This is a genomic window from Alloprevotella tannerae ATCC 51259, from assembly GCF_000159995.1.
Classification (GTDB): domain Bacteria; phylum Bacteroidota; class Bacteroidia; order Bacteroidales; family Bacteroidaceae; genus Alloprevotella; species Alloprevotella tannerae.
Genome location: NZ_GG700643.1, coordinates 985287 through 1009918 on the forward strand (window position 1 = coordinate 985287; position 24632 = coordinate 1009918).

The 24632-nt window shown below is 44.9% G+C and carries 19 protein-coding genes; 15 read left to right on the top strand and 4 right to left on the bottom strand.

All coding sequences use genetic code 11. From position 1 onward, the window contains the following. Window positions 1–151: 151 nt before the first annotated feature. The 3 genes from aroC to GCWU000325_RS10060 form a co-directional block, all read right to left on the bottom strand. Window positions 152–1228 (bottom strand): chorismate synthase, encoded by a 1077-nt coding sequence (gene aroC / locus GCWU000325_RS10050; protein ID WP_006256507.1) that lies wholly within the window; start codon window positions 1226–1228, stop codon window positions 152–154. A gap of 7 nt (window positions 1229–1235) precedes the next feature. Next, window positions 1236–1838 (bottom strand): FKBP-type peptidyl-prolyl cis-trans isomerase, encoded by a 603-nt coding sequence (locus GCWU000325_RS10055; RefSeq protein WP_006256508.1) that lies wholly within the window; start codon window positions 1836–1838, stop codon window positions 1236–1238. Window positions 1839–1954: 116 nt separating this feature from the next. Continuing rightward, window positions 1955–3739, bottom strand: coding sequence for a DNA polymerase III subunit gamma/tau (locus GCWU000325_RS10060; RefSeq protein WP_006256509.1), 1785 nt, complete (start codon window positions 3737–3739; stop codon window positions 1955–1957). Between the two features lie 313 nt (window positions 3740–4052). Here GCWU000325_RS10060 and GCWU000325_RS10065 point away from each other — a divergent pair, with 313 nt between their 5' ends. The 3 genes from GCWU000325_RS10065 to lptC are packed head-to-tail and all read left to right on the top strand — an operon-like array spanning window position 4053 to window position 6886. After that, window positions 4053–4787, top strand: coding sequence for a type III pantothenate kinase (locus GCWU000325_RS10065; protein ID WP_006256511.1), 735 nt, complete (start codon window positions 4053–4055; stop codon window positions 4785–4787). A gap of 36 nt (window positions 4788–4823) precedes the next feature. After that, on the top strand, window positions 4824–6131 hold the full coding sequence (locus GCWU000325_RS10070) for a PorV/PorQ family protein (RefSeq protein WP_006256512.1): 1308 nt from the start codon (window positions 4824–4826) through the stop codon (window positions 6129–6131). Then, the gene (gene lptC / locus GCWU000325_RS10075; protein ID WP_006256513.1) at window positions 6116–6886 is read left to right on the top strand and encodes an LPS export ABC transporter periplasmic protein LptC; all 771 of its coding nucleotides are present in this window, start codon (window positions 6116–6118) and stop codon (window positions 6884–6886) included. Before GCWU000325_RS10070 ends, lptC begins: the two co-directional genes overlap by 16 nt. A gap of 86 nt (window positions 6887–6972) precedes the next feature. On the opposite strand, the gene GCWU000325_RS10080 is transcribed toward lptC, so the two are convergent. Then, a complete protein-coding gene (locus GCWU000325_RS10080) occupies window positions 6973–8364 on the bottom strand; it encodes an ATP-binding protein (protein WP_040599816.1) in 1392 nt (463 codons plus the stop codon). A 576-nt stretch (window positions 8365–8940) separates the two neighbouring features. Here GCWU000325_RS10080 and GCWU000325_RS10090 point away from each other — a divergent pair. The 12 genes from GCWU000325_RS10090 (at window position 8941) to GCWU000325_RS10150 (ending at window position 24621) form a co-directional block, all read left to right on the top strand. Then, a complete protein-coding gene (locus GCWU000325_RS10090; RefSeq protein ID WP_006256516.1) occupies window positions 8941–11160 on the top strand; it encodes a peptidylprolyl isomerase in 2220 nt (739 codons plus the stop codon). Between the two features lie 351 nt (window positions 11161–11511). Continuing rightward, window positions 11512–12519 (top strand): hypothetical protein, encoded by a 1008-nt coding sequence (locus GCWU000325_RS12460; RefSeq protein ID WP_006256518.1) that lies wholly within the window; start codon window positions 11512–11514, stop codon window positions 12517–12519. A gap of 517 nt (window positions 12520–13036) precedes the next feature. Continuing rightward, on the top strand, window positions 13037–14572 hold the full coding sequence (locus GCWU000325_RS10105; protein ID WP_006256521.1) for an MATE family efflux transporter: 1536 nt from the start codon (window positions 13037–13039) through the stop codon (window positions 14570–14572). 4 nt (window positions 14573–14576) lie between these two features. Then, window positions 14577–15512: an alpha-1,2-fucosyltransferase gene (locus GCWU000325_RS10110; RefSeq protein ID WP_006256522.1), complete on the top strand. Its 936-nt coding sequence runs from the start codon at window positions 14577–14579 to the stop codon at window positions 15510–15512. Between the two features lie 92 nt (window positions 15513–15604). Then, window positions 15605–16612, top strand: a complete 1008-nt coding sequence (locus tag GCWU000325_RS10115) for an acyltransferase family protein (RefSeq protein WP_006256523.1) — start codon at window positions 15605–15607, stop codon at window positions 16610–16612. Between the two features lie 366 nt (window positions 16613–16978). After that, on the top strand, window positions 16979–18001 hold the full coding sequence (locus tag GCWU000325_RS10120) for a stealth family protein (RefSeq protein WP_006256525.1): 1023 nt from the start codon (window positions 16979–16981) through the stop codon (window positions 17999–18001). Between the two features lie 34 nt (window positions 18002–18035). Beyond that, a complete protein-coding gene (locus GCWU000325_RS10125) occupies window positions 18036–19037 on the top strand; it encodes an acyltransferase family protein (RefSeq protein WP_006256526.1) in 1002 nt (333 codons plus the stop codon). A gap of 5 nt (window positions 19038–19042) precedes the next feature. Next, complete coding sequence (locus GCWU000325_RS10130; protein ID WP_040599642.1) at window positions 19043–20203, top strand: glycosyltransferase; 1161 nt, start codon at window positions 19043–19045, stop codon at window positions 20201–20203. A gap of 11 nt (window positions 20204–20214) precedes the next feature. Further along, on the top strand, window positions 20215–21375 hold the full coding sequence (locus GCWU000325_RS10135; protein ID WP_006256528.1) for an EpsG family protein: 1161 nt from the start codon (window positions 20215–20217) through the stop codon (window positions 21373–21375). A gap of 8 nt (window positions 21376–21383) precedes the next feature. Next, window positions 21384–22427, top strand: coding sequence for a glycosyltransferase (locus GCWU000325_RS10140; protein WP_006256529.1), 1044 nt, complete (start codon window positions 21384–21386; stop codon window positions 22425–22427). A gap of 404 nt (window positions 22428–22831) precedes the next feature. Next, window positions 22832–23719 carry a glycosyltransferase family 2 protein gene (locus GCWU000325_RS10145; RefSeq protein ID WP_006256531.1) on the top strand — a complete coding sequence of 296 codons (888 nt, stop codon included), beginning with the start codon at window positions 22832–22834 and terminating at the stop codon, window positions 23717–23719. After that, on the top strand, window positions 23710–24621 hold the full coding sequence (locus GCWU000325_RS10150; protein WP_006256532.1) for a glucosamine inositolphosphorylceramide transferase family protein: 912 nt from the start codon (window positions 23710–23712) through the stop codon (window positions 24619–24621). Before GCWU000325_RS10145 ends, GCWU000325_RS10150 begins: the two co-directional genes overlap by 10 nt. The last annotated feature ends 11 nt before the right edge of the window (window positions 24622–24632 follow it).

Consider the following 24632-nt stretch of genomic DNA (forward strand, 5'->3'; position numbering starts at 1 on the left):
GTGAAGCTTCTATTCTCAGTGTGAATCTTGCGGGTAGAATCTTTGATTCTCTTAAAACAAATCCGCAAGGCCGGTTTATAGGCATTGCGGATATAAAAGTTGTGCCGCTTGGCAGTTGACCGAACAGTAATAATATATAATGTGTGGAGCGTTAGATGCGTGTAGTCTTCGACTGCAAATAATAGTCTAAGATCGTCATTGCCGCCATCGCTTCTACGATAGGCACAGCACGCGGCACGACGCAAGGGTCGTGGCGTCCGCGGGCCTGCAACAGAATAGGCTGCGCGTGTAGATTTACGGTCGATTGCGGGTGGAGTAGCGTGGCGACCGGCTTAAAGGCTACGCGAAAATAAATCGTTTGGCCATTGGAAATACCGCCTTGAATGCCACCGCTGTGATTCGTTTGCGTGGTGATACCGCCTTGGCCGTCGGGCTTAAAAGCATCGTTCAGTTTACTGCCTCGGCCGGAAGCTGCCGCAAATCCTTCGCCATACTCAAAACCTTTGGCTGCATTGATGCTCAACATCGCTGCACCCAATGCCGCGTGAAGTTTTCCGAAAACCGGCTCACCCAGTCCTGCCGGACAGCCACGGATGAGGCCCGTAACGACACCCCCAACCGTATCTCCCTCCGCCTTGACGCGCCGAATGAGTTCGGCCATCTCTTCCGCTTTTTCCGCGTCCGGACAGCGCACCGCGTTAGTCTCCGCAGCCGTCGCATCATAATGACGATAGTCGTAGGGTAAGGTAATAGAGCCAATTTGCGAAGTGTAAGCCTCGACGGAGATGCCCGCCTCGCGCAGAGCTAATTTTGCCAAAGCGCCGCCGACTACTCGCACGGCCGTTTCGCGTGCTGAAGCCCGCCCGCCGCCTCGGTAGTCGTAGAGGCCATACTTTTGCCGATATGTATAATCCGCGTGAGAAGGGCGAAAGGCTTCGCGCATCTCTGCATAGTCTTGCGAATGCTGCGCCTCATTGCGAATCATAAAGCCTATGGGGCAGCCCGTAGAGCGTCCCTCAAAAATACCCGAGAGCAGTTGCACTCGATCCGCCTCTTGGCGCGCCGTCGTCAAGTCGCTCTGGCCTGGTCTGCGGCGTGCCATTTCGCCGGCGATAAAGTCTTCGTCGATAAAAATGCCCGCGGGGAAGCCATCGACGATGCCGCCGATAGCTTTCCCGTGGCTTTCTCCAAAGGAAGTGAGCCGAAAGAGATGGCCGAAAGTATTCATTGATTAATTAATGATGATCGCAGTGGTCACCGCAGTGGTCACCGCAGTGGTCACCGCAATGATCGCCGCAGTGGTCGCCGCAACCTTCTTCGCCGCAGCCGCATCCGCAGCCGCCTTCACCGCTAAGTATACTTAAGAAGCCTGCCAACTCCTCTTTCGTCGTTTCGCGTGTCTCTACGACTTTTCCCGTAAAGTGGAGCGAGCAGCCGGCGAGCGGATGGTTTAAGTCAACGATTACCGTATCGTCCGTGACGTTTAAAATTGTGCCGTTGAAGCGCTCGCCATTGTCGTTTTCAAAGGGAACGATATTGCCGGCAAAGATGTTTTCCTTGTCGAAATGTCCATCGACAGTAAACATATCTTTAGGCAACTTGCGCAAGTTCTCTTCTTCGTAAGGGCCGTAAGCCTCTTCTTGCGTCAACGTAAAATCGAAAGCCTCATCAGTCTTGAGGTCAATCACTTTCGTTTCAAAAGCGTCAAGCGCGAAGTTAAGTCCGGTGATAAAACGGAAAGGGCGTTCTGCCGTAGCTTCTTCTACGGGTTGTGCTTTACCTTCGCGGTCTGTTGCCGTGAGGCGGTAAGTCAGCGTAATGGTTTTGTTATTTGCCATAATTAGAGGGTTGTTGTTTTGTATGTTTTGCGCGTCAGTCGGCCGGTTTGCGCATCTTGTGCACGAAGTGAGTCGCTGCCGCGCGTCTTTTTATTATCTGTTTTGCCGAATGTTTTTTATCCGCGGCGCAATCGGAGTTGGTTGTGGAGCAGATTAAAGCCTTCGCTCCGCTGCTTAAAGTCTTGCAAGAGCGCCTGCGGGTCAAAGGCGTGATCATCCTCTTCCGGCGCTAAGAGTCTGAAACTTAGGGTAACCTCTCCATTGTCCAGTTGCGCTCTGAAGAAGTGCTGCAATTGCCCTTTTATCTTGTTCATATCCTTGAGCACCATCGTGTTTTCTACTGGTACGACAATGTTTGTCGCATTCACCATTTGCGGCTCCATACGCTTCATTCGAGCGGCTGTTGCCGTCTCTTCCGCGGGCAGTTTGTTGGCAAAGCGCATCCAGACATAGCGCACATCCGAGAGTTCAAAGGCTTTGTTGCCGAAGTGTTCTTCCGGCTCTTGCACTTGAGACCCTTGGCGCTGCTCCTGTAGTTTTCGGATGGCCTGCTCTCTGACTGATAGCGTTTCCGGGAGCTTTCTGTATGGTGCTGTTGACATTGGCGCTTGTTTCGGATCCGGCTTTGGCGCGCCGTAAGTCGGTTTCTGTTCGGCTACGGCAGAGGGTGCCGGTGCTGTCGCACTACTTGGCGCGGGTTGAGGTTGCGATACCGTAGCCTGAGGCGTGGTGCGCCTTGACGCTTCAGGCTTTTGAAAAACCGGTTGCAAGTTTGTTTTGGCGCCTTGGCCCGCCGTCGGCACGGCGGCATTGGCGAGTTGGGCCAATTCGATCAGCGTCAGTTCTACGCGTAAGCGCTTATTGCCACTATCTTTATATTGTAGTTCGCAGTCGCTCGTTAATCGCAACGCCTTATATAGAAAAGGTAGGGAGCAGCGACCGGCTTGCTCGCCGTATCGCTGTCTTACGTCTTCGGCCACCTCTAAGAGCGGGAGCGTAATGGCATCGCGACTAACCAGCAAATCTCGGAAGTGGGCCGCCAAACCACTGATAAAATGATTGGCTGCAAAGCCCTTGTTGAGAATCTCATTGAGCGTAAGGAGCACCTCGGGCACTTTCCCCGCCAGCAGTAGATCCGTCACGCGGAAATAGTAGTCGTAGTCGAGCAAGTCTAAGTCTTCGATAACCTTAGCATAGGTCAGGTTTCCCTCCGCAAAGCCGGCGACTTGGTCGAATATAGATAGAGCGTCGCGCATACCGCCATCGGCCTTCTGCGCAATGACATTGAGCGCTGCCTCCTCATATTGAATGTGCTGATCCTCGGCTACGCGCTTGAGATGATGGACAATGTCGTTCACCTCCATACGATTGAAGTCGTAAATCTGGCATCGGCTTAAAATCGTAGGCAAAAGTTTCTGCTTTTCCGTCGTCGCCAAGATGAAGATGGCGTGTGCGGGCGGCTCTTCGAGCGTCTTTAGAAACGCGTTGGCTGCTGCCGTACTGAGCATGTGTACCTCATCGATGATGAATACCTTGTAGCGCCCCATTTGCGGCAAGATGTTGACTTGCTCGATCAAGGCGCGGATATCTTCCGCACTATTGTTGGAGGCCGCATCCAGTTCGTGGACGTTCAAACTTCGGCCCGCCTGAAACGCTTGGCAACTTTCGCATTCCCCGCAAGCCTCCCCGCCGGGGCCGGGGTGCAAGCAGTTGATCGTCTTGGCAAAAATACGTGCGCAAGTCGTCTTACCTACGCCGCGCGGACCGCAGAATAAATAAGCGTGCGCCAGTTTTCCGGCCGCGATGGCGTTTTTCAGTGTAGTCGTAAGCGCGTGTTGACCCACGACATCATCGAAATTCGTGGGGCGATACTTGCGCGCCGAAACAATATAATTGCCCATAGTGGAGTTGTGTCTGCTTAAGTCTGCAAATTTATATAGAATCCGTCGAATATAACTCACATCGGGGTAAATAGTTTGGGCGATTTGAGCCCTGTGTGGCGAATTTGCCCACCGCCGTCTCGTTTCTGTCTTTTTAGCGATAGAACTTTCTGCCTGCAAAGCTGCAAAAGTCTGGCATTGAGCAAAAGAAAAGAAAATAAGCCCGCCTTCTCGTTGTCAAACAAGAGCAGATAAGGCTACAAAAAACGTTTATTGTTTTGTCTTTCTTTGTGTTTACACTACTTTTGCAACAATATTGAGACGTTTACGCCAAATGACGCTGACGATAGATGCGGGTAACACGCAGACGAAAGCGAGCCTCTTTGAAGGTGATCGATGCGTGGCCGCTGCCTGCCCGTTGGCGGCCGACGGCCGCCAACTTCGCGAATGGGTGCGGCAGTACCCCGTCGAGCGTTGCGCCATTTCGGATGTAGGAGATCGCAGTTTGCCGCTACGCACACTGTTTGCAGAATTGGAGATTCCCACCCTTTGCGTGACGGGCTTAACGCCTGCACCGCTGAAGAATGGGTATCATACGCCCGAAACGCTGGGCGCGGATCGTTGGGCTGCGGCTGTTGGTGCGGCCGACTTGCTTCCGGCGCACTCGCTCTTGATTATCGATGCCGGCACTTGCGTCACCTACGACTTTGTCGCCGCTTCGGGCGAATATCTTGGGGGCAATATCTCGCCGGGCTTGGCCTTGCGCTTCGCCGCTTTGCATGAACATACCGCGCAGTTGCCCCTCGTCGATCCCCAAGGCGCTACGCCGAATCCGGGTATCGATACGCCAACCGCCATTCGCACCGGTGTCCTCACAGGATGGCAAGATGAAATCACAGGCTGCATAGATCGCGTTCGTCAAGCGCATGCTGATCTGCAAATATTCCTGACGGGAGGCGACGCCGTTTACTTCTCGACTGACGCCTCGCTGCCCCTACGGCGCGAAGCTGATCTCGTGGCTCGCGGACTCAAGGTTTTGGCTGTCTATAACACAGTTGGCCGGAAGTAGTTCGCATTTATTAATGATAGCAGTAAAATAGTCCTTATGACAATTCGAAAAATAACCCTCTTCGTTTCGGCTCTTCTCGCCGCAACGTTTGCCATGGCCCAGACCAACGGCAGCAATTCGCCTTATTCGCGCTATGGCTTCGGTTTGCTCAACGATCGTTACAGTGCCAGAACTACAGATATGGCCGGCACGGGCCTTGGTTCGCGTTCCGGGGCAGCACTTAACGTACTCAACCCCGCATCTTATTCTGCCATTGACTCATTGACTTTCCTTTTTGATGCAGGTCTTACGCTGCAAAACAATTATTTGACGGAAGGCAGTTTGAAAGTCAATGCTCGCAACACGAGTTTGGACTATATTACCGTGGGCTTCCGCCTCCGCCCGCGTTTAGGCTTCTCGCTCGGCTTCTTGCCTTACTCCACCGTGGGCTATGATTTTAGTCGGAAGAACACGATGCAGTCGCAGGCGGGCGAAGTTACGCAAACCAATGCCTATAAAGGCGATGGCGGCTTGCACGTGGCTTATGCCGGCATCGGTTGGGAGCCGCTCCGAGGACTTTCTGTGGGCGCCAACTTCGGCTATCTCTGGGGCGATATCGATCATTCCGTCACCTCTTCTTTCTCCGATGCCACCATCAGTACGCTGCGCCGCCAATATTCGGCGAGTTTGCATACCTATAAGGCCGATTTCGGTTTGCAATATGTGCAGTCGATCGGCAAGAAACACACGCTGACGCTCGGTCTTTCATATGGCCTTGGTCACGATATCAATCGCAAGGCCTTCTTCTATGATTTAAAGTCTGTAGGCAATAGATTCGTGGGCGATACAATCGGCGCAGCTAAGGCTTTCGCGCTGCCCACGAGCTTTGGTGCAGGCTTGTCGTGGACGTGGAACCGCAGTTTGACGCTTTCTCTTGATTATAATTTGCAGAAGTGGGCTGATGTGCGTATGCCGGAACTTTCCGTAGGCGCCGATGGCCGCTATATATATAATGTGTCCAAGGGGCAGTTGCTCGACCGTTCGCGCTTCTCCGCGGGCGTAGAGTATATCGCCAACGAAGAAGGCTTACGCTGGCGCGACCACGTGCGCTATCGTGCCGGCTTCTCTTACGCTTCGCCCTATGTTCGCGTCAATGGGCAGGATGGTCCGAAGAGTTATATTATCAGTGCAGGCGTAGGCCTCCCCGTCAACACAAACTACAACAATCGTTGCATTGTAAATTTAGGCGTTCAATATGAACACGTAGCGCCTGGCGCGAAGACGTTGCTTAAAGAAGATTATATTCGCTTTACGATTGGCATCAGCTTTAACGAGCGCTGGTTTGCAAAATGGAAAGCCCAATAAAGACGGCCCACTTTAGGCAAAATAAAGCATTACGACTGCTGCCCGGTTTTCAAAAGACCGCCGGGCGGCGGTCTGCATTTGCGGCCGTATCAGTTTGCTCCGCTGCTGCTCGGCGATGGGCCGGCGGGAGCGCTGCAGGCTTGCTTCTGCTCTTGCTCGTCTCCCTTTTGGGGAGTTGCGGCGGCGACAAACCGCCCACCGGACGCCTCGGAATGCCGCGCGACTCAATGCCCGTGATGGAGACCTTCGGGGTGGCCAAAATGATCTCCGATTCCGGCGTGATGAAGTATCGTATCATAGCCGAGGCGTGGCTCTATTACGATCAGACCAAGCCGCCTCGCCAAGAATTTCCGCGTGGTATCTTCCTCGAACGTTTTGATGAGAATTTCAAAATGGACCTTTACATGCAAGCCGATACGGCTTGGTGCTTCGACGAACGCTTATGGCACTTCAAAGGCAACGTTTTTATCGACAATCGGGCCACGCAGACGACTTTTCGCACGCACGAAGTGTTCTGGGATATGCTGGAGCATCGTTTTTACTCTGATAGCTATATGCAGATTAAAAAGCCGGGGCACATGATAGAAGGCAATCGCTTCACCGCCAACGAGCAACTGACGCAGTATGAATTGTATCGCAGCAGTGGCTATATGCCGATGTTCAACGATAGTCAGCCGGCCGCTTCCGGCCCCGCACCTACGCAGCCCGATTCCGCACCGCCGATGCGCGAACGCCCCATTCCGCAAAAGAAATAAACGCTGACCTTTTGGCCGGCGTTTTTTTATTTTACGCTTTCGTTTGATTTGAGCGAGCACGAAAGCGACTTGTAAACCGAGAGACGTCAATCCCAAGGCAACTCTTTAGCTAAACGCTCCAATTGAGACAAAGCAAAAAGCGGACAGAGTGCGACGTGGCGCAGGCGACCATTGTCGAGCGTATCAGCATAATCGAAAGTGCCGAAGTTTTCTAACGAACATCTGACGGCATTGTCCAATTGCTTTTCGCGTAGAAACGACCAAAGACTTTTCATGCCTCCTCGCGTGCCCGACTTAATCTCCACAGGAAGTACCATCTGCTTATACTGAGAGATATAATCTATCTCTGCTTCCGCATTCTTTGCCATTCTTTGCCAATAATAAAGGGCGTGGCGAATGTTGGGTTGCCTATAATGAAGCATTTCCAATCCCGCCATCATCTCCGCCATCGGCCCTTTGTTGACCAGTTCTGAAGTTTCGGCGGTTAGGATGTGAGTCGTCAAATCTGAGATGTCGCCCGTCGTCATATTGAGCAATCGCAGCATCAAGCCCGTATCGAGTAGCAGCATCTTTCTATAAGCGTTGTCCGTCTCTGCCCCGAGCGGTAATCCGTTAGCATCGGTGTGCGTCACCGGAATCAGAATACCGGCCAACGTAAGTAGTTCTAATGCCCGTTTAATTTCGTGTGTTTTATATCCTCCTCCCACATTGGCGTAGACAAACTTCTTCGTAGCTTGCGCCGCAGCGCTTCTCAGTGTCAGTCTTAACAGCAGTGGGTCGATTTTCTTTTTATATTTTGGAAAATCATCTTCATAAGCTACGACAATGTCGTCCTGCACTTCTTGGCAGGCTAAGTAATTGTGCGTTTCCACCCATCTGCTGACTGCTTCCGGCATACCGCCGATCAGCATATATTCGCGCAGCAGTTCTACCAATCGTTGATAGAGGGGCAGCGGCAACGGTGAGGCTGCTGTGGCCTGGTTGCGTGCCTGCAATAATAAGTCTTCTCCGTTGGCCGTCAGAAATTCGTCGAAGGTCATCGGATACATGAACATCGAATGAATCCTTCCTACCCCAAAAGTGGGCAGATCTTCTAATGCAAATTCCAGCAGAGAACCGGCTGCTATCACGTGTAGAGCCGGCAAGTCTTCCTTGAAGAAGCGTAAGGCCATGATGGCTTCCGGAGAGGCCTGAATCTCATCAATGAAGAGCAACGTCTTACCGGGCGTGATGGGTTGACCCATCACGGCGGCCAACTGCGCAACGATTTTGACAGCGTCAAGATCGCCTTTGAACAATTGTATGAGCGATGACTGCTTTTCAAGATTGATCTCGACAAAGCTATCGAATTGCGCTGCCAAATGGCGCACGGCCGTAGACTTGCCCACCTGTCGCGCTCCTCTTAAGAGTAGCGGCTTATGGTTTGATGCGGCGGCCCAAGCTGAGAGATACGTATCTATGGATCTGGGAAAATACATGCCACTATTAAGCTTATAATCTGCGACAAAGGTAGTAAAAATGAAAAAATCCAAGGTATTAAACGGCCTAAATTTGAAAAAATCCAAGGTTTTAATTGGCTTGTTTTTGAAAAAATCCAAGGTATTCATCGCGCAAAGCTCTTTGGAGAGGTTTTTGATCACGACAAAAAAGGTTTTACCTCACGATAAAAAAGGCTTGCGCTCGTGAGAAAAAAGGTGTACGCTCGTGAGCGTAAACCGGCGGATTGGACTTTGACGCGTAAATAGCGGACCGTTGAGGGTCGATGCGTGGGGTGGAGGCGGAAGCTAAGTTTGCCTTCCGCATGCCGGAGCGGGATGCGGCGGATGGGGTGGGGACTGTTCGGCGTTCTTTTTGTTGTTTTTTCGTCCGAGAAAGGCTGCTTTTTTAGTTTGTCGGCCCATTTTGTTGGCTTGAAATACAACCGGATGGATGCAGATAGTTGAAAAATTGTATTTTTTTTTAGCCTGAGCGCAGGCAACTCAATAAAACTTGCTACCTTTGTCCGGCTTTATAGCCATTAAAATACGGAAGAAACAATAAAATAATAGATATAAATGGCAGCACTACAGAAAATCAGAAGCAAAGGCAAGATCCTGATGATCATCATCGGCCTTGGCCTGTTTGCTTTTATTGCCGAGAGTGGCTTTCAGTCGATTACCGGTCTCACCAACGCTGACAAACAGAAAGTTGGCGAAGCCTTTGGCGAGACACTGACGATTCAAGATTTCCAAAATCGCGTTGAGCAGCTTTCTAACATTGCGAAAATGCAGAAGCAACGCGCCGGACAGAGTGATGCGTTGACTGATCAGGAACAGGATCAGATTCGCGAACAAGTGTGGTCCGACTTTGTCAACACGAGTGCCATCAAGCACGAGACGGATAAAGCCGGCATCCAAGTGACTGACGAGGATGTGCAAGACGCTTTGCGCACGGGGCAGGCTCAGAGCTTGCAGATGATGGCGCAAATGGGCTTTGCTAATCAGCAGACAGGACGCTTTGACGTGAATGCATTGCAAGACTTCTTGAAAAATTACGACAAAAATATGGCGCAGTTGGCCCAAAGCGGCCAGCAGGCTTATATGGAGCAATACCAAATGCTTCGCCAAATTTGGGAGTACACGGAAGGACAATTGCGCAACGAGTTGCTGAAGATGAAATTCTACACCATGTTGGGCCAGACCTTTATCTCCAACCCGATTTCTGCGAAGATGGATTTCGATGCTCGTAATACGTTGGCCGATGTCGAAGTGGCTGCCGTACCTTATACGATGGTGAGCGATAAAGACGTGAAGGTGACGGATGAGGATTTGAAGGCGGCTTACGAGCAATATAAGGAGCAATTCGTCAACCCGACGAAGAGCGTTGATCTTAAGGTGCTTGACGTCACTGTTGAGGCCAGCGCGAAAGATAAGGCAGACCTGACGAAAGAGGTGAACGAGGTGCGTCAAAAATTGGAGGCCGGCGGCGATCCCGCAGCGGTTGTCAATGCGAGCAAGACCATCTTCCCCTACACGACGTTGGCTATGAGCAAGAACGCTTTCAGTTCGACGCCTGACATTGCTGCGGCCTTGGATTCTATGGGCGTAGGCAGCGTGAAGCCGGTTTATTACAACGCGCAGGATAATACGATCAATACGCTTAAACTGATTAACAAGTTGCAAGCAGCTGACTCTGTACGCTACCGTATGATAGCGGCTGTGGGCAAGACGCCGCAGGAAAGTCAAACGCGTGCAGACAGCATCTTGAAGGCTTTGCAGGGTGGTGCGAAATTTGACGACTTGGCGAAGCGCTACAACCAACCGACGGACTCTATCTGGATGTTCTCAGCGCAATATGAAGCACCTAACGTGCCTGATGACCAAGCGAAGATGATCAATCAGATCAACACGTTGCAGCCGGGCTATAGCGTGATCAGCAATGCGCAAGGTAGCATCGTCGTACAGATCTTGGAGCGCAAGCATATCGAAACGAAATATAATGTGGCTGTGGTGAAATGCCCGCTACAATTCTCTAAGGATACTTATAATGCGGCCCTCAATAAGATGAACCGCTTCCTCTCTGCAAACCGCACGATTGAAGCGATTACGAAAAACGCGCCGCGCGAAGGCTATATCGTGCGTGATGTACCCAACTATGCACAAAGCAACCAGTCGATCCAAGAGCAAATCGGTGGCAGCCGTGCGAAAGATGCTGTGCGCTGGCTCTTCGACGAGGCTAAGGCGGGCGAGGTTTCACAATTGTTCGAGTGCGGCCGCAGCAATGACCACTTGCTCGTGTTGGGCGTGACAGCGGTTAACGACAAGGGCTATCTGCCTTGGGATAACAAGAATGTGCGCGAGCTCTTAACGGGACTCGTGAAGCAGCAGAAGAAGGGCGAATTGCTTATGGCGCGCTTGAAAGGTGTGAAGGATATGGCCCAAGCGAAGACGCAAAAGGGTGTGATCTTGCAAATGTTGCAAGGACAAAACTTCTTCAGCCAAACGCAGTTGAGTTCGTTAGCTGTGCCTGAACCAAAATTGGCCGGCGCAATTGCACGTACAGCTCAAGGACAATTCTCGGGCGCAATTCAAGGTGCGGCAGCGATCTATTTCGTGCAAGTGCAGCGCAAGGTGCAAGGCACAGAGAAGTTTGACGCCAAAGCAGAAATGCAACGCGAGTCTGGCAACTACTTCCAAGCTATTTATCAGCAGAGCTACTACGGTGCAAATGAGTTGCTGATCAACGCGCTCGTATTGCGCAACGGCGATGTGAAAGATAATCGCTACAGATTCTAAGACGGAAGATAACAACACAATATGCTACCGCCGACAATGGATTTCGCCGTTGTCGGCGGCTTTTCTGTGTGCGTGCAGGCGAGGCTTTAGATGATGAGATGACGGATATATTGTAGTTAGTGATGACCGGGCCTTTTTGGCTTTTGCGATCGCTTTGTTAGCAGTAGGTCTCGACGCCTTCGTAAATAATGAGAGGGTACTCAAAAGTGTCGTCAAGAAATTCGTTGTTGTATGCTTTTTGTTGTACATTTGCCGAAGATGGGCTTTAGGCCCACATTATTTATATAATAGAGATGTGTGCGTGGGTAATGGACGCGCCTTTTCTGGTTTTATTTACGCTTGAATATTTAAATGGATATGTCTACACTTCAAAATTCGACTCTTGACAAATCGCCCCGCAAATTGTATGTGTGGCGTACGATAGCGTCTTTCCTTATCGTCTTGTTTGCGATGCCGCTCGGTCACGCCTTAATGCTGCTGATGGAGCATTATTTGGCGCCGAGCACAGTTCACGTGACCGGTTTCTTGCTGGGATTTGCCGGATTGATCATTGTGATTGTCGGCGTCTTTGTGCGTGGCGATACGCGACAAACGCTTTTAGGACTCTTGGGCGGTTTGCTCTTCTGGACCGGCTGGGTGGAATTTCTCTTCCTGTATTATGCGCACCGATATGGCGTGCATCCTGAGCTTGTCAACGGTGTGGTGAGCACGACGAGTACTTATGTTGACGGCATCTCAACGACTGTGATGCATATCAATGGACAGCTGGTCAATAGTATGAGTGAGCCGTGGGTAAAAGATGCGATGGCTACCCGCCCTGAATACCTGATTTTGTCAGCCTCTTTTGGCTTCTGGATGATGATGATGGTGATGTACATTTTCAGTACGCGCAATGGCTGTCTTTTCATTACGTGGATTCAGAAAGTGTGCTTCCGAAGCAAACGTCAGGCTATCGTGGCTCATCCTATGACGCGCCATACGAGCATCGTGACGTTTATGGAGGTCAATATGATGCTTTGGGCTTCGTATCTGCTCTTGATGTTTTGTTATGATAAGAATTTCTTGGGCGATCACCACCCTGTGACCTTTATGGTTGGTGCATTCTGCTTGGTTGGTTCGATTTTGATGTTCTTGAAGCAGTTGCGCCTTTCGGCTTGGGGTGCTAACTTGCGTATGGCTTACGCTACGGTAATCGTTTTCTGGGTTCCTGTGGAGATCTTAGGGCGTATTGATTTCTTCAAAGAGTTTTGGGTGGAGCCACAAGAGTATGCTGTGCCGCTGCTAATAATCCTTGCGGCCTTCATAGGCTTGGGTATTTATATTGTTGTGAAATCGCGCTCCAGTGCTTCTCGAAGCTGAATGAACAAGAACGCTTAGCTATTGCAGAAAATATTGTTTTACTATTCCTGAGGAGCGGTGAGCGAAATACAGATTCTATCTTTGTGAGATCTGAATAGACTATGCCGAGTTAAGAAGTCAGCTTTTTAACTCGGCTTTAAAAAAATAGAACGCCGAGAAGGGTATTTGTCATTTATTATCTTTATTTTTGCATTTGAGAGATTGTGATCGGTAACTTTGTAATCCGGCATAGAAATCACAGCATCGCTCTTGGCGATATAAAGTTGAAAGATAACTAGTATAGGATGAAGTCTTTACCCAACTTATCCAAGGCCCGGCAAGCCTTTATCACTGCTAATAATGACATAAAATAGAGAGAGGGATGAAGAAACTGGATAGTACCGTTTCTCTTTCTGTAGATTAAATAAGAATAATAGATATAAGGAGATAGCATGGCAGTAATGTGATGCTTTGTCCTCATATCTCTTTTTGTCATATCTAAACTTGTTCTGTGCAATCGGTCGATTAGAAAAAGCGAATGGCTGAAATTATTTCTTCAAATAAAACGATAGCTAAGAATACACTGTTTCTGTACGCTCGTATGCTGTTTAATCTTGTCGTCTCCCTTTATACGTCGAGGGTTATTTTACAGGTGTTGGGCGTTGAAGATTTGGGCGTATTTCAAGTTGTGGCAGGCATTATTACTATTTTTACTTTCTTCAATAGTGGATTGGCTGGGGCTACTTCTCGTTTTTTAGCTTTTGAAATAGGCCAAGGTAATAAGGCAAGGTTGCAACGTACATTTTCTTCGGCTGTAAATGCATATATTCTTTTTTCTTTTTTAGTCTTAATCTTAGGAGAAACTATCGGGTTGTGGTTTGTTTTGAACAAATTGGTTATACCGGAAGGGCGGAAGGCTGCTGCGCTAATCATTTATCAATGTTCAATTGTTATGACAGTTATAACATTGCTTCAAGTGCCGTATAATGCTTCGATTATCGCAAATGAGAAGATGAAGGTTTTTGCTTATATCGGCATTCTTGATACGCTGCTAAAACTTCTCGTGACATTCTTGTTGTATGTTATTGCTGCTGACCATTTGATAACCTATGGTTTCCTTTTGGTGGTTTCTTCATTGGTGATTTTTTCTTGTTATGCCATTTATTGTCATTCTAATTTTCAAGAATGTAAGTTTTGTTTTAAATGGGACAAAGAGATTCTTAAGCCGCTACTGGTCTTCTCCGGGTGGGATGTGTTTGGGAATTTTGGTTTTGCTGTGAAGACGCAAGGGCAGAATGTGTTGTTAAATATGTTTTTTGGTGTTGTGGTTAATGCGGCTTGTGGCTTCGCCAATACTATTTATGGAGCTGTTATGGGCTTTGCCAATAATTTTATGATGTCAGTACGCCCTGGTATTACAAAAGCTTATTCTATTGGCAATTATACGCGAATGCAGCAGTTGATTACAGATTCTGCAAAATACAGCTTTTGCTTAATGTTGTTTTTGTCTATTCCATTTCTCTTTGAGGGCGATTTCATTTTAAAGGTTTGGTTGAAAAATCCTCCACCATATACTGCTGTTTTATGTCAATTGCAATTGATCACTCTCCTTTTTGCCAATGTCTTTTTCCCAATCCGTTTTGGAATCGTTGCTACGGGTAAGAATAAATATATCTCTATGTTGGACGGTTTTATCTTCTTAGTTTATTTGCCGATAACTTATTTGATTTTGAAATGGGGTGGAACTCCGTATTCTCCTTTTCTTTTTATGATAGCCTTGGAGATTATCAAGTCTAACTATTATACTAAGCTGTTGAAGGCTAATTGGGCAGATTTTAAATTGTTTGAATTTTACAGGAAGGGCGTTTTCCCTTGTATTATAGTGTCTGGTATTACGCTGCTATCTTGTTTTGCTATATCTCAATTGTTTGCGGAAGGAGGATGGATGAGACTCCTTTCTGTATCTTGTACCGCACTGGGTGTTATAGCTTTTTTGATTCTCTTTTATTTTTGGAGACATGAAGAGAGAACTTTTGTTTTTAATTTAATCAAGTCAAAACTGTCAATTAATTAAGGATATGATTTCAGCTTATTTCTCTGGACGATTAGGAAACCAGTTTTTTGAGTATGCATATTGTCGTCGCTTGTTGGAATGCAGAGAGGGGTATAAAGATTCTTTTTTGTTTAATCATCGACTTGTTGTATCCTCAGGCCCAGAAGAAGATGGGTTTGAAGATAGTTTGAAGTATTTTAATGTTAAGGAATACACTACTACAGAAAAAAACCTAGTTTTATCGTTGGGGGATTGGAAGCAGAAGTTTTTGTACCTAGCATTTCAAGTAATAAGTCGTGTTGTTAACAAACCTAATGTGATTAGTTGGTGGTTTAAGAAATTCCGCTCTAACGGACTCTTATTTCAACAATATTCAGATAACGCTTCTGACATGCCTATACCATCAAACAAAAATATTGTTTGTTATGGGAAGTATGAGAATCCAAAGTATTTTGATGCTATTCGTCCTATTTTACTAAAAGAATTTACTCCCAAATATCCGGAAAGGCCCGAGAATGAGTCCTTATATAAGGCTATACGTAATACAAATTCTGTATGTATTGCTGTTCGCCGTGGGGATTTCTTGGAGGATAATTTTAAGAATCAATTTTATGTTTGCAATAGGGATTACTTTTTCAAGGCTATAGCTGAGGCAAGAAAGCGAATAGAAAATCCGACTTTCATTTTCTTTTCTAATGATATAGAATGGGTCAAACAAAACATAATCCTTGAAGAGCCATGTTATTATGAATCAGGAGAAGATCCCGTTTGGGAAACGATTAGATTGATGTACAATTGCAAGCATTTTATTATGTCAAATAGTACCTTTTCTTGGTGGGCACAGTATTTATCAAGAAATGAGAAGAAGGTCGTTATTGCACCCGATAGATGGTCGAATAATCCGGAAATAGAAGAGCACTTGTTGTTAGATTCATTTATTAAGATACCTATTTCAAAATAGAGATATAATAGCTTTTTTGATATAGAAGTATAAAGGTCTTATTAGATGTTTATATTTGGAAATATGAAGATTGTTTTAAAGAAGATTTCTTGATGATGAAAAAGGATTTAAGCATTCGGTTTATAAGAGTATTAGCTACCATAACAATAGTGCTGTATCATTCCTTTAGCTTTAATATGGGGACGTGGTCATTCTTCCCCGATTCTCCCACAGCTTCAGCTGAAATACCATATTTTTATGCTACGCTGAATAATGTCTGCGGGATAGCTTTGAATTGCTTCGTTTTTATTGCTGCTATACTCTATGCAAGAGGGGTCTTTACGGGGAAATATGCAAAGACCGTGGATTTTATTTTAAAGAAGGCGCATCGATTGCTTGTTCCTTACCTTATTTGGGGAGCGTTGACCTATTTACTCTTTTATGAGATTTGTTACTTCAAATGGTTTCTTGGCGGTTTAGCACATTTGTGGTTCTTATTGATGATTTTCAATCTTTTCGTTTTGGCTGCGCTAACGAGAAAGTGTTGGATGAATTCTTCCCCTTGGGTAGATGGAGTTGTTTTAATTGTAGTCTTTGCTATTTCGCAGCTGAATATAGGTTTTATCCAACATCATTTGTGGATCTTCAGTATAAATAGGACTTTACAATATATACCTATGTTCTTCTTAGGTTTGCTTATTGTCAAATATGATCATAAAACTTTACTTCAGAGCTTTTTAGGCTATCCATTGATGTTGGCTGCAACTACACTGCTCCTTATTATAGATCCCTTAGTATCCTTTCCGAAAGTCTTCCACAATATTCTGATTATCACTGAGGTTTGGATGCTTTATAAAAGCTTGCCTAACTCAATAACACATATAAAAAATAGTAAGGGAGAAGCCTTTCTTAGCCTGATAGATCGTAATAGTATGGGTATTTATATCTTACATCATACGTTTATATGGCTTTTAGTTTATTTTTCCTCTTATTGTCGTGAACTTTTGTTGAACAATGGTAATGCTGGGGGGTGGTTCATGTTTTTGACAGCTTTTTTTACAAGCCTGTTCTGTAGTGCGTTTATCGACAAAATCCGGCTCTCCAAATACCTATTCGGGTAGCCAATTGACAGTATACAGTAGTAAATTACACAAGTTGAAGTCTGCTTTTTCGTAGAATAAGACAACGGCCATTCTATAAAGCTTTTTTTATATAATATCCCAACCTCTATTTTGTTTGCTCGGGCCAAACTATCATTTGCTCAACCCAAACTATGGTTTGCCGGTATCAAACTATAGTTTTCCTACGCCAAACAATGGGAGAATACAAACAAAGCTTGCTCAAACTTATTTGATGAATGGGAAATTTTTCATGTTTCTGCTTCAATCAGCACTGCGGTGATTTATTGCCGGTTGTTATGGCTGATTCCTTTATTGTCCGTAGATATCAAAGACTTCTCAATGCTTAAAATTTAGCTTCCATAAAAGATGCAAGAGATAGATTTTGTCGTTTTTTGGGTAGACGGTTCTGACCCTGAATGGCAGCAGAAGAAAGCTCGCTATAAGGGGACGCCGCAGCAGGCGGCTTCGGTCAGGTATCGCGACTGGGATATATTGAAATATTGGTTTCGCGCTGTAGAAACTTATGCTCCGTGGGTGCGTCATATTTATTTCGTAGCTGATAACCAACGCCCATCGTGGCTTAATTTTGATCACCCTAAATTATCCTTTGTAGATCATCGTGATTTTATTCCCGAAGAGTTTTTGCCTACGTTTCAAGCTAATACAATTGAGGATAATCTGCATAGAATAAAAGGTCTGAGTGAGCAATTTGTCGTCTTCAACGACGACATGTTTATCAATGCTCCTATAGCTCCGGATTATTATTTTCGTAATGGTTTGCCTTGTGATGCGCCTTATGAGCATTTGTTTACTGCCGGTTGTTACAATCCGAAGACAGATGGGTGGGGCATTAACGTTATGGAGTTTTGCGATACGCATGTCGTTAACGCTTATTTCGATCGTCGTAAGGTCGTTGCCCAAAACAGAAAAGCCTGGTACGGACATTATTTGGGACTGAAGTATTGGCTGCAGGCTCGGATTATAGGATGGTTTCGTCGCAGTACGTTTCAACATTTCTATACGCCACATAATGAAAAAGCCTTTTTGAAGACTACTTATCAAGAGTTGTGGGAAAGAGAACCTGAAATGTTGACCAAGAGTTGTACGAAGTTTAGAGAGAATATGAGTCTCAACAACTACGTCTTTCGCTATTGGCAGTTGGCCTCCAATAAATTCTATCCGGTTAACCAGTTGCGTGCGAAGCAAGTCGTGCAGTTGGGCGCAGATAATGTTGATCAAGTAGAACGACTGATGTTTGACAATCAAGTTAAATCTCTTTGCTTAAACGATTCTTCTGACCTTTCTTATGAGGACTATGAGAGCTTGAAGCCTCGCTTGAGCGCCCTGTTTGAGCGGAAGTTGCCCACGAAGAGTCAGTTTGAAGTATAAAATCTTACTTTTTATCTCTGTTCAGCTAAAATAAATGAAAGATACCTTCTCCAAGGCGGATACGATGGCCGTGAAGGGCGTAGCTATACTATTCATGCTATTTGCCCATCTGTTTAATCGTTCGCAGCTGATAGACTTGTCAACGCCGTTAGTTTATGTTGGTGAGCAGCCGCTTGTCTATTTGCTCATCTTTGCTATGAACCCCGTTCACTTCTTTATATTTTTAAGTGGGTATGGTTTATCTTTGTCAAATAAAAACGGGGGGGGTAAAAGATGTTTGCGTCTTTATTCGCATTATTGGCTTACGCTCCTGCTATTTGTACCCTTGGGATGTATTTGGGGTGACCCGCAAATTTATCCCGGTAGCATCGTCACCATCTTTAAGAATATAGTAGCTTGGGAAAATTCCTATAATCATGAGACGTGGTTTATCCTGCCCTATGCTTTGTTGGTTCTGACGGCTCCTTTTATTTTCCGACAGATAGATCGAAGAGGATATAAATGGATACTATCCCTCTCTTTCTTTATTTATTTACTGGTCAGATTAGCTTCTCGCTGGGATGGTAAATGGTTGGATGAATATCGCTTATTGTTTTGGATAGACAGCTACTTTACGCTTTTGCTACCTTTCCTTTTAGGGGCCGCTTCAGCCCAAAGGTTTCCCCTTTCGCGTCTTAGAGAGCGTGTGCCGACTTGGGTGCCTATAATTGGCTTACCACTTTTGATGATAGGTATTATTCTTGTGCGAAATACATATCAATCTATCTTTTATCCCTTTTATGTGACAGCTTTCATCCTCCTTTTCGTCTGCATTAAGCGTCCGGCTTGGCTTGATCGCAGTCTGAATGCCTTTGGCCGTCGCTCTACGAGTATGTGGCTTGTCCATACCTATTTTTGCTACTATTTGTTTCAAGACTTTATATATGGATTCAAATATCCGCTGCTCATCTCTCTTGTGCTGCTCTGCATTAGTTATCTTGTAGCTGTTGTGATAGATAGATTGAATGCTTTCCTCCAAAGATATTTAATTGTGTGATTATTATGAAAAAAAGAATACTCTTTATGATTGGTACGCTGCAGTCGGGCGGTGTGTCAAAGAGCATTGTTAATCTGCTCAATGTGATGGACCGCACAACGTATGACGTCCATTTGCTTCTGCTTGATCGGGCAGGAGATATTCTTTCTCCATATCTTCCTTCGGATATTACAGTTCACGTCAATCGAGAAATAGAAAATCTTCATCGTGGACTCAGGGGGGTACGTGCTTTGCTGTTTACCGGTCATTTATTGTTGGCCTTCGGCTCTTTGCTCCGTATGCTGATGTCGAAAATATCGCGGGCTTGGGCAGGTAGATGGCTGGCTTATTTGATGCCGCGTTTTACGGATCTGACCTTTGACCTCATCATAGATTATGGTGGCCAACAGCAGTTGTATTATATGGTAGATAAGTTGGATGGGAAAAAGAAGATTACGTTTTTTCACAATGACTATAGCAAATGGCCCTATTACTATGCTGCAGATAGGCTGTATTATCCTAAAGTAGATCAAATTCTTTCGATTTCTCAGACTTGTGTAGATGTTTTAAAAGCTTATTTTCCTGATTGTAAGGATAAAATTTCAGTAATGCAGAATATTTCTTCTCCTGTCTTAATAACCAAGCAGGCCAATGAGACTGTAGATTTACCTATTGCCCCTTTGTTGTTAGTTTCTCTTGGTCATATTATGCGCAGAAAAGGCACAGATTTTTCGATAGATGCGGCTAAAATTTTGCAGAAAAAAGGTGTAGAGTTCAAATGGATGTTGGTTGGCAAGGTGGTAGAGAAGGATTTGATCAGGCGAATTGAACAAGAGGGTTTAGCGGATCGCTTTGTTGTTTTAGGTATTCGCTCTAATCCTTATCCTTATATTAAAGCAGCCGATATTTACGTCCACCCTGCTCGCTTCGAGGGAAAGTCTATTGCTTTAGACGAGGCTAAGATTTTGTGCAAGCCTATTATCGTAACTAATTTCTCTACTGTTAATGATCAATTTGAGGATAGAGTGAACGCGAGCATATGCGAGATGAATGGTGATGCGTTAGCTGATGCTATTATCGAATTGGCAGCCAATAAAGAGTTACGTCAATCCTATGTAGCTTATTTAAACGCTCACATTGTTGACAATTCTTCCGAAGTAGAAAAACTATACGCTTTTATTGATTAAGCATATAAGCTATGCAATATATTATTTTACTCGCCGTTACGGTCCTATTGGCTTGGGCTAACTTTGATAAGCCTAAAGTTTCTAAATCGTTTTTCCTTACCTATTGTCTTCTTATCGGCATCTTTGTCGGTATTAGCGATATGCTGGGTGGTTATGATAGGTATGTTTATGCTGAAGCGTTTGAAGGGCAAGCGTGGAGTGTACATTTGGGAAAAGGATTGTTTAATTCTGATTTTCTCTTGTTATTTGGAAATGAGCCTTTGTATGGCTTGTTGAATAGCTTTGTGGGATATTTTACACCTAATCGATATGTTTTCATCTTGTTCATAACGCTTTTGATTTATGTGCTCTTGCCCTTATCTTTATATAAACATACGAAGTATCCATTTTTCAGTCTGCTCATTTTCCTTGGGCTGATGTTCTTCTTTAGTTTTACTTACCTGCGTCAAGTGCTAGCTTGTGGCCTTTGTTGGATGGCTATTCCTTTTGCTGTTGAACGTAAGTTTTGGCGCTTTGCTATATTTGTCGTGGCTGCGACCTTGATCCATAATTCAGCAGCTTATTTTATCCTCTTATATTTCATCCCACAGAAGAAATATGCTCCTTCAAAAATTCTTCTCGTGATGAGCCTCTTGTTTATTTTAGGGCTTAGTGGTATAACCAAGTCTTTATTTCTTGTTGCAGGTGGTGTAACTGAAAATGCGAAAATTTCTCACTATTCAGTAACAGCAGAACATGGTTTCCGTATAGAATATGTGATCGAAGCGGTACTCTTCCTCTTTGTCTTGTTGAAGAATTATATCAAGGTACAAACAGATAGGCGGAGCTTGGTCCTGTTGAATGTATATCTGATGTTTTGTGGTGTCTTGCTCTTTTTCTGCCGCTCCTCTGATGGCGGCCGTATTGCTTGGTACTGCTCTTTGGGTGTGATGATTATGATGTCTGAATTTTGTAGCTATCGCAATACGAACGGCTTGCGTAGTTTCGTCACTGTACTTTGCGTAGTTCTTTATTTGCGTATCTTCTTCGCTTGGGGGGTGTTGTTGCGTCCGTATAAGACATTTCTTTCGGATAGCTATAGGAAAGGTGATTTTATCTATCAAGATTATGAGTACGATCACAACTATGATCGAGACAAATTCTATAATCTTGTTTACCCCAATAACCGATAGATTCTTTTATGGAAGTTGTCATAGACCCCCGCTTGCAATACAATTATGCATCTTGGTACCTTTACGGCATAAACTTTTTGAGAAAGAGGGCTACTATCCGATTTGATGTGGCTCCATTTCGTAAGCTCTTGTATGAGAAGATACAAGATTATAATAGTGGATTTGCCTTTATTGTAAGAAATGGGATTGAGGAGAAAAAGTTCTTTATTGATACCGAAGATAGAGCGGTTATTTTTGAGGACCGCTATGCTTGGTGCGATGTATATGGGAAGGTAAACCCTACTGCGGAGCAAACTCTCCGGTATAAGAAGCTATTAGTTCTTGGTCCTCAATTTGGACTTACATTACACTCCTTACCAGTTTCTTTATTTTCTTGTTGCATCCATTATTTAAAAAGCTACCGACAGACGTCTTTTTCTTTAAAGACCTATCTTAGAGATTATCTTTATACCAATATACGGCGACGCCCATTATCTCACTATACCAGGTCGACTCAGATAAAAGATAATTATATCTTTCATGCTTCCACTCTTTGGTATAATCGTTTTGCGGCAACGGATACCAATATGTATCGCGGAGAATTTTTGAAAGCTTGTAAAAAGGCCGGGTTGCAGATAGAAGGCGGACTTTATTTTCTTCATGGCGATGATGTTTTGGCTGAAATGCCAGACTATCCCCGTTATAAGGCCCTTTATAAGGATTTTATCTATGAACGGCGATTGTCGATGGACGACTATATTCGAAAGACCCAAGAAAGTATCCTTGTTTTCAATACGCCTTCTGTTTGCGAATGTCATGGTTGGAAGTTGGCCGAATATCTATGTATGGGAAAAGCCATTATATCTACGCCATTAACACGTGAGATGCCAGGTGAAGGATTGATTCATGGTAGAGATGTTCACTTTGTTGAGTCTGTTGAGGATATTTATAACGCTGTGGTGAAGCTAAAAGATAATCCAAGCTATCGTCATCAATTAGAGATTGGTGCTAAAGCATACTTTGATCAGTGGTTGTCGCCAGATAAAGTCATAGCGCGTCTGGTGAGTAGTTAGTGTCCCATTCTGTATTGATTATATTGGGTGCCGGAATAAATAAAAACCAATACGCAAGATAAGGCTGAAATGTTTAGTTTGAACTTGTCTTTTGGGATATAGATAAGCGGATGTTGAGTGTCTCTACTTGTTGAGACGATTGTATCAACGAGTAGAGATGCAAATCTCTACAAGTAGAGACGAAGGTATCTCCTTGTAGAGACACTATTTTATAACTTTGCTGATGATTTAGTCTTACTGAGACTGCTTCTGCTGAACGAAAGAAAATTCAAAAGCAATGATTTGGGTTTGTGGCTTCTACGTGTTTGCAAAACTATAAATAAAGGATAGGAACCCTCAATAGGGATTTTTTAGAAATTGTTTTAAGGTAAAACATATGTTATTTCTCTTGAATTGGGGTTGATATGGACGAAATACGAGTAACTATTTTGACTGCGAGTTATAATCGCGCCAAATTACTGCCTACAATATATAAAAGTTTGCAGAGACAAACTGACCAATGTTTTGAATGGATTATTGTTGATGATGGCTCGCAAGATGATACGGCACTTGTGGTCAAAGCAATGCAAGAATCCCACAAGGTTGAAGGTTTTCCCATTACTTATTTACATAAAGAAAATGGAGGAAAACATACGGCTATCAATTTTGGCGTTAAGGCTGCCGGAGGAATACTTACCTTGGTGCTTGATAGCGATGATGAACTTCCGGAAGACGCAATACATTCCGTATGGACTTATTTTGAACAAATAAGAGATGACGAGCGAATAGGAGGAGTTTGTGGTTATATGGCTCATCGAGATGGTCGTATGATTGGCCGTTATGTAAGTAATGACGTTATAGATGCCGATACACGCCAGTTACAATATCAATACAATGTGGATTGGGATATGCGCGAAGTCTTCCGAACATCAGTCTTACGCGAGTTTCCTTATCCGGAAATAGCCGGAGAAAAGTTCTGTCCGGAAGATCTGACACTTTTCCGCATCGCTTCAAAGTATAAGTTGCGTCTTATCCCCAAAGTGATTTATTTGGCTGATTATCTTCCAGGTGGATTAACGGCCAATATCATTCGAATAAGGATGCAAAGTCCGATATCTTCTATGATGTGTTATGCAGAGTTGAACCAACAAGAGATACCTTTTATATACCGTCTTAAAGCTGCGATCAATTACTTTCGCTTCAGATGCTGTGTGAAAGGTTCGGTGCCCGCAGTCGGCTTTTCTATGCGTTGGTTCTGGACATGGCCGTTAGGGTTCCTAATGCACTTAAACGATTTGAGAAAATGTCGTTAAAACAGTTTGTGAAGCAGTTTTCCGATGAACGTTGGACGATTGGTTTTATTCGAAATTCTTTGGATTCCATTTTGGGCGGAGAGCCTATTGCCATCGATTGGGTTCGTCATAATATAAGTGATGCTTGGTTTGCTGATCCTTTTATCTTAGACGTAACGGCAGATGAAATCCAAGTTTTGGTCGAAGAGTTTCCGAAAGCTCTTCATCGAGGCCGTATATCCAAGCTCACGATTGATAGGGCGAGTCTCCACCTAAAACAAGTTGACGTTATTAAGGAGTTGCCTACTCATATGAGTTTTCCGGTTATTATTCGGATCAATGAGGATTTTGTTTATTTACTTCCAGAGAACGGTGAAGCAGGGCGGCTCACTTTATATAAATACTACCCCATAGATAATCGTATTGAGACCCTTGCTTCTGTATTAGATGAAGCAGTTAGCGATGCAACACCATTTACAATCGGAGATGAACAATTCTTATTTTGTACCCGTCGTCCTAATATAAATGGAAATCAATTGAGTCTCTATCAATGGGATGAGTCACTTAAGAAATATGTTTTTGTGAAAGAATATCAGTTTGATGAGAATTTAGCTCGAATGGCAGGCGATTGTTTTATTCATAACGGGAAATACTATAGACCCGCTCAAGAATGTAATGTACAATATGGCCATGCTGTATCGCTCCAAGAAGTTACCTGCGCCGGAGAATCTCTATCTACTATAAGTTCTCTCAATCCTGAGCAACTTACATTCAAAGAAACAAGAAGATTGTATTCGCCTCATCCGAAGTTAAATATAGGTATGCACACCTTTAATATGTATAAAGGTTATATCGTAACTGATGCTTTAGGCTTCGACAATATGTGGCTGCGCAAATTGATTGCGCGCATTCGCCCTCGATAAGCTGATTGAAC

Coding starts and splice junctions, on each gene's coding strand:
- GCWU000325_RS10130 (WP_040599642.1), top strand. CDS start 19,043: ATGAAAAAAAGAATACTCTTTATGATTGGTACGCTGCAGTCGGGCGGT.
- GCWU000325_RS10125 (WP_006256526.1), top strand. CDS start 18,036: ATGAAAGATACCTTCTCCAAGGCGGATACGATGGCCGTGAAGGGCGTA.
- GCWU000325_RS10135 (WP_006256528.1), top strand. CDS start 20,215: ATGCAATATATTATTTTACTCGCCGTTACGGTCCTATTGGCTTGGGCT.
- GCWU000325_RS10055 (WP_006256508.1), bottom strand. CDS start 1,838: ATGGCAAATAACAAAACCATTACGCTGACTTACCGCCTCACGGCAACA.
- GCWU000325_RS12460 (WP_006256518.1), top strand. CDS start 11,512: ATGGATATGTCTACACTTCAAAATTCGACTCTTGACAAATCGCCCCGC.
- GCWU000325_RS10065 (WP_006256511.1), top strand. CDS start 4,053: ATGACGCTGACGATAGATGCGGGTAACACGCAGACGAAAGCGAGCCTC.
- GCWU000325_RS10115 (WP_006256523.1), top strand. CDS start 15,605: ATGATGAAAAAGGATTTAAGCATTCGGTTTATAAGAGTATTAGCTACC.
- GCWU000325_RS10145 (WP_006256531.1), top strand. CDS start 22,832: ATGGACGAAATACGAGTAACTATTTTGACTGCGAGTTATAATCGCGCC.
- GCWU000325_RS10070 (WP_006256512.1), top strand. CDS start 4,824: ATGACAATTCGAAAAATAACCCTCTTCGTTTCGGCTCTTCTCGCCGCA.
- GCWU000325_RS10140 (WP_006256529.1), top strand. CDS start 21,384: ATGGAAGTTGTCATAGACCCCCGCTTGCAATACAATTATGCATCTTGG.
- GCWU000325_RS10120 (WP_006256525.1), top strand. CDS start 16,979: ATGCAAGAGATAGATTTTGTCGTTTTTTGGGTAGACGGTTCTGACCCT.
- GCWU000325_RS10150 (WP_006256532.1), top strand. CDS start 23,710: ATGTCGTTAAAACAGTTTGTGAAGCAGTTTTCCGATGAACGTTGGACG.
- GCWU000325_RS10090 (WP_006256516.1), top strand. CDS start 8,941: ATGGCAGCACTACAGAAAATCAGAAGCAAAGGCAAGATCCTGATGATC.
- lptC (WP_006256513.1), top strand. CDS start 6,116: ATGGAAAGCCCAATAAAGACGGCCCACTTTAGGCAAAATAAAGCATTA.
- GCWU000325_RS10105 (WP_006256521.1), top strand. CDS start 13,037: ATGGCTGAAATTATTTCTTCAAATAAAACGATAGCTAAGAATACACTG.
- aroC (WP_006256507.1), bottom strand. CDS start 1,228: ATGAATACTTTCGGCCATCTCTTTCGGCTCACTTCCTTTGGAGAAAGC.
- GCWU000325_RS10110 (WP_006256522.1), top strand. CDS start 14,577: ATGATTTCAGCTTATTTCTCTGGACGATTAGGAAACCAGTTTTTTGAG.
- GCWU000325_RS10060 (WP_006256509.1), bottom strand. CDS start 3,739: ATGGGCAATTATATTGTTTCGGCGCGCAAGTATCGCCCCACGAATTTC.
- GCWU000325_RS10080 (WP_040599816.1), bottom strand. CDS start 8,364: ATGTATTTTCCCAGATCCATAGATACGTATCTCTCAGCTTGGGCCGCC.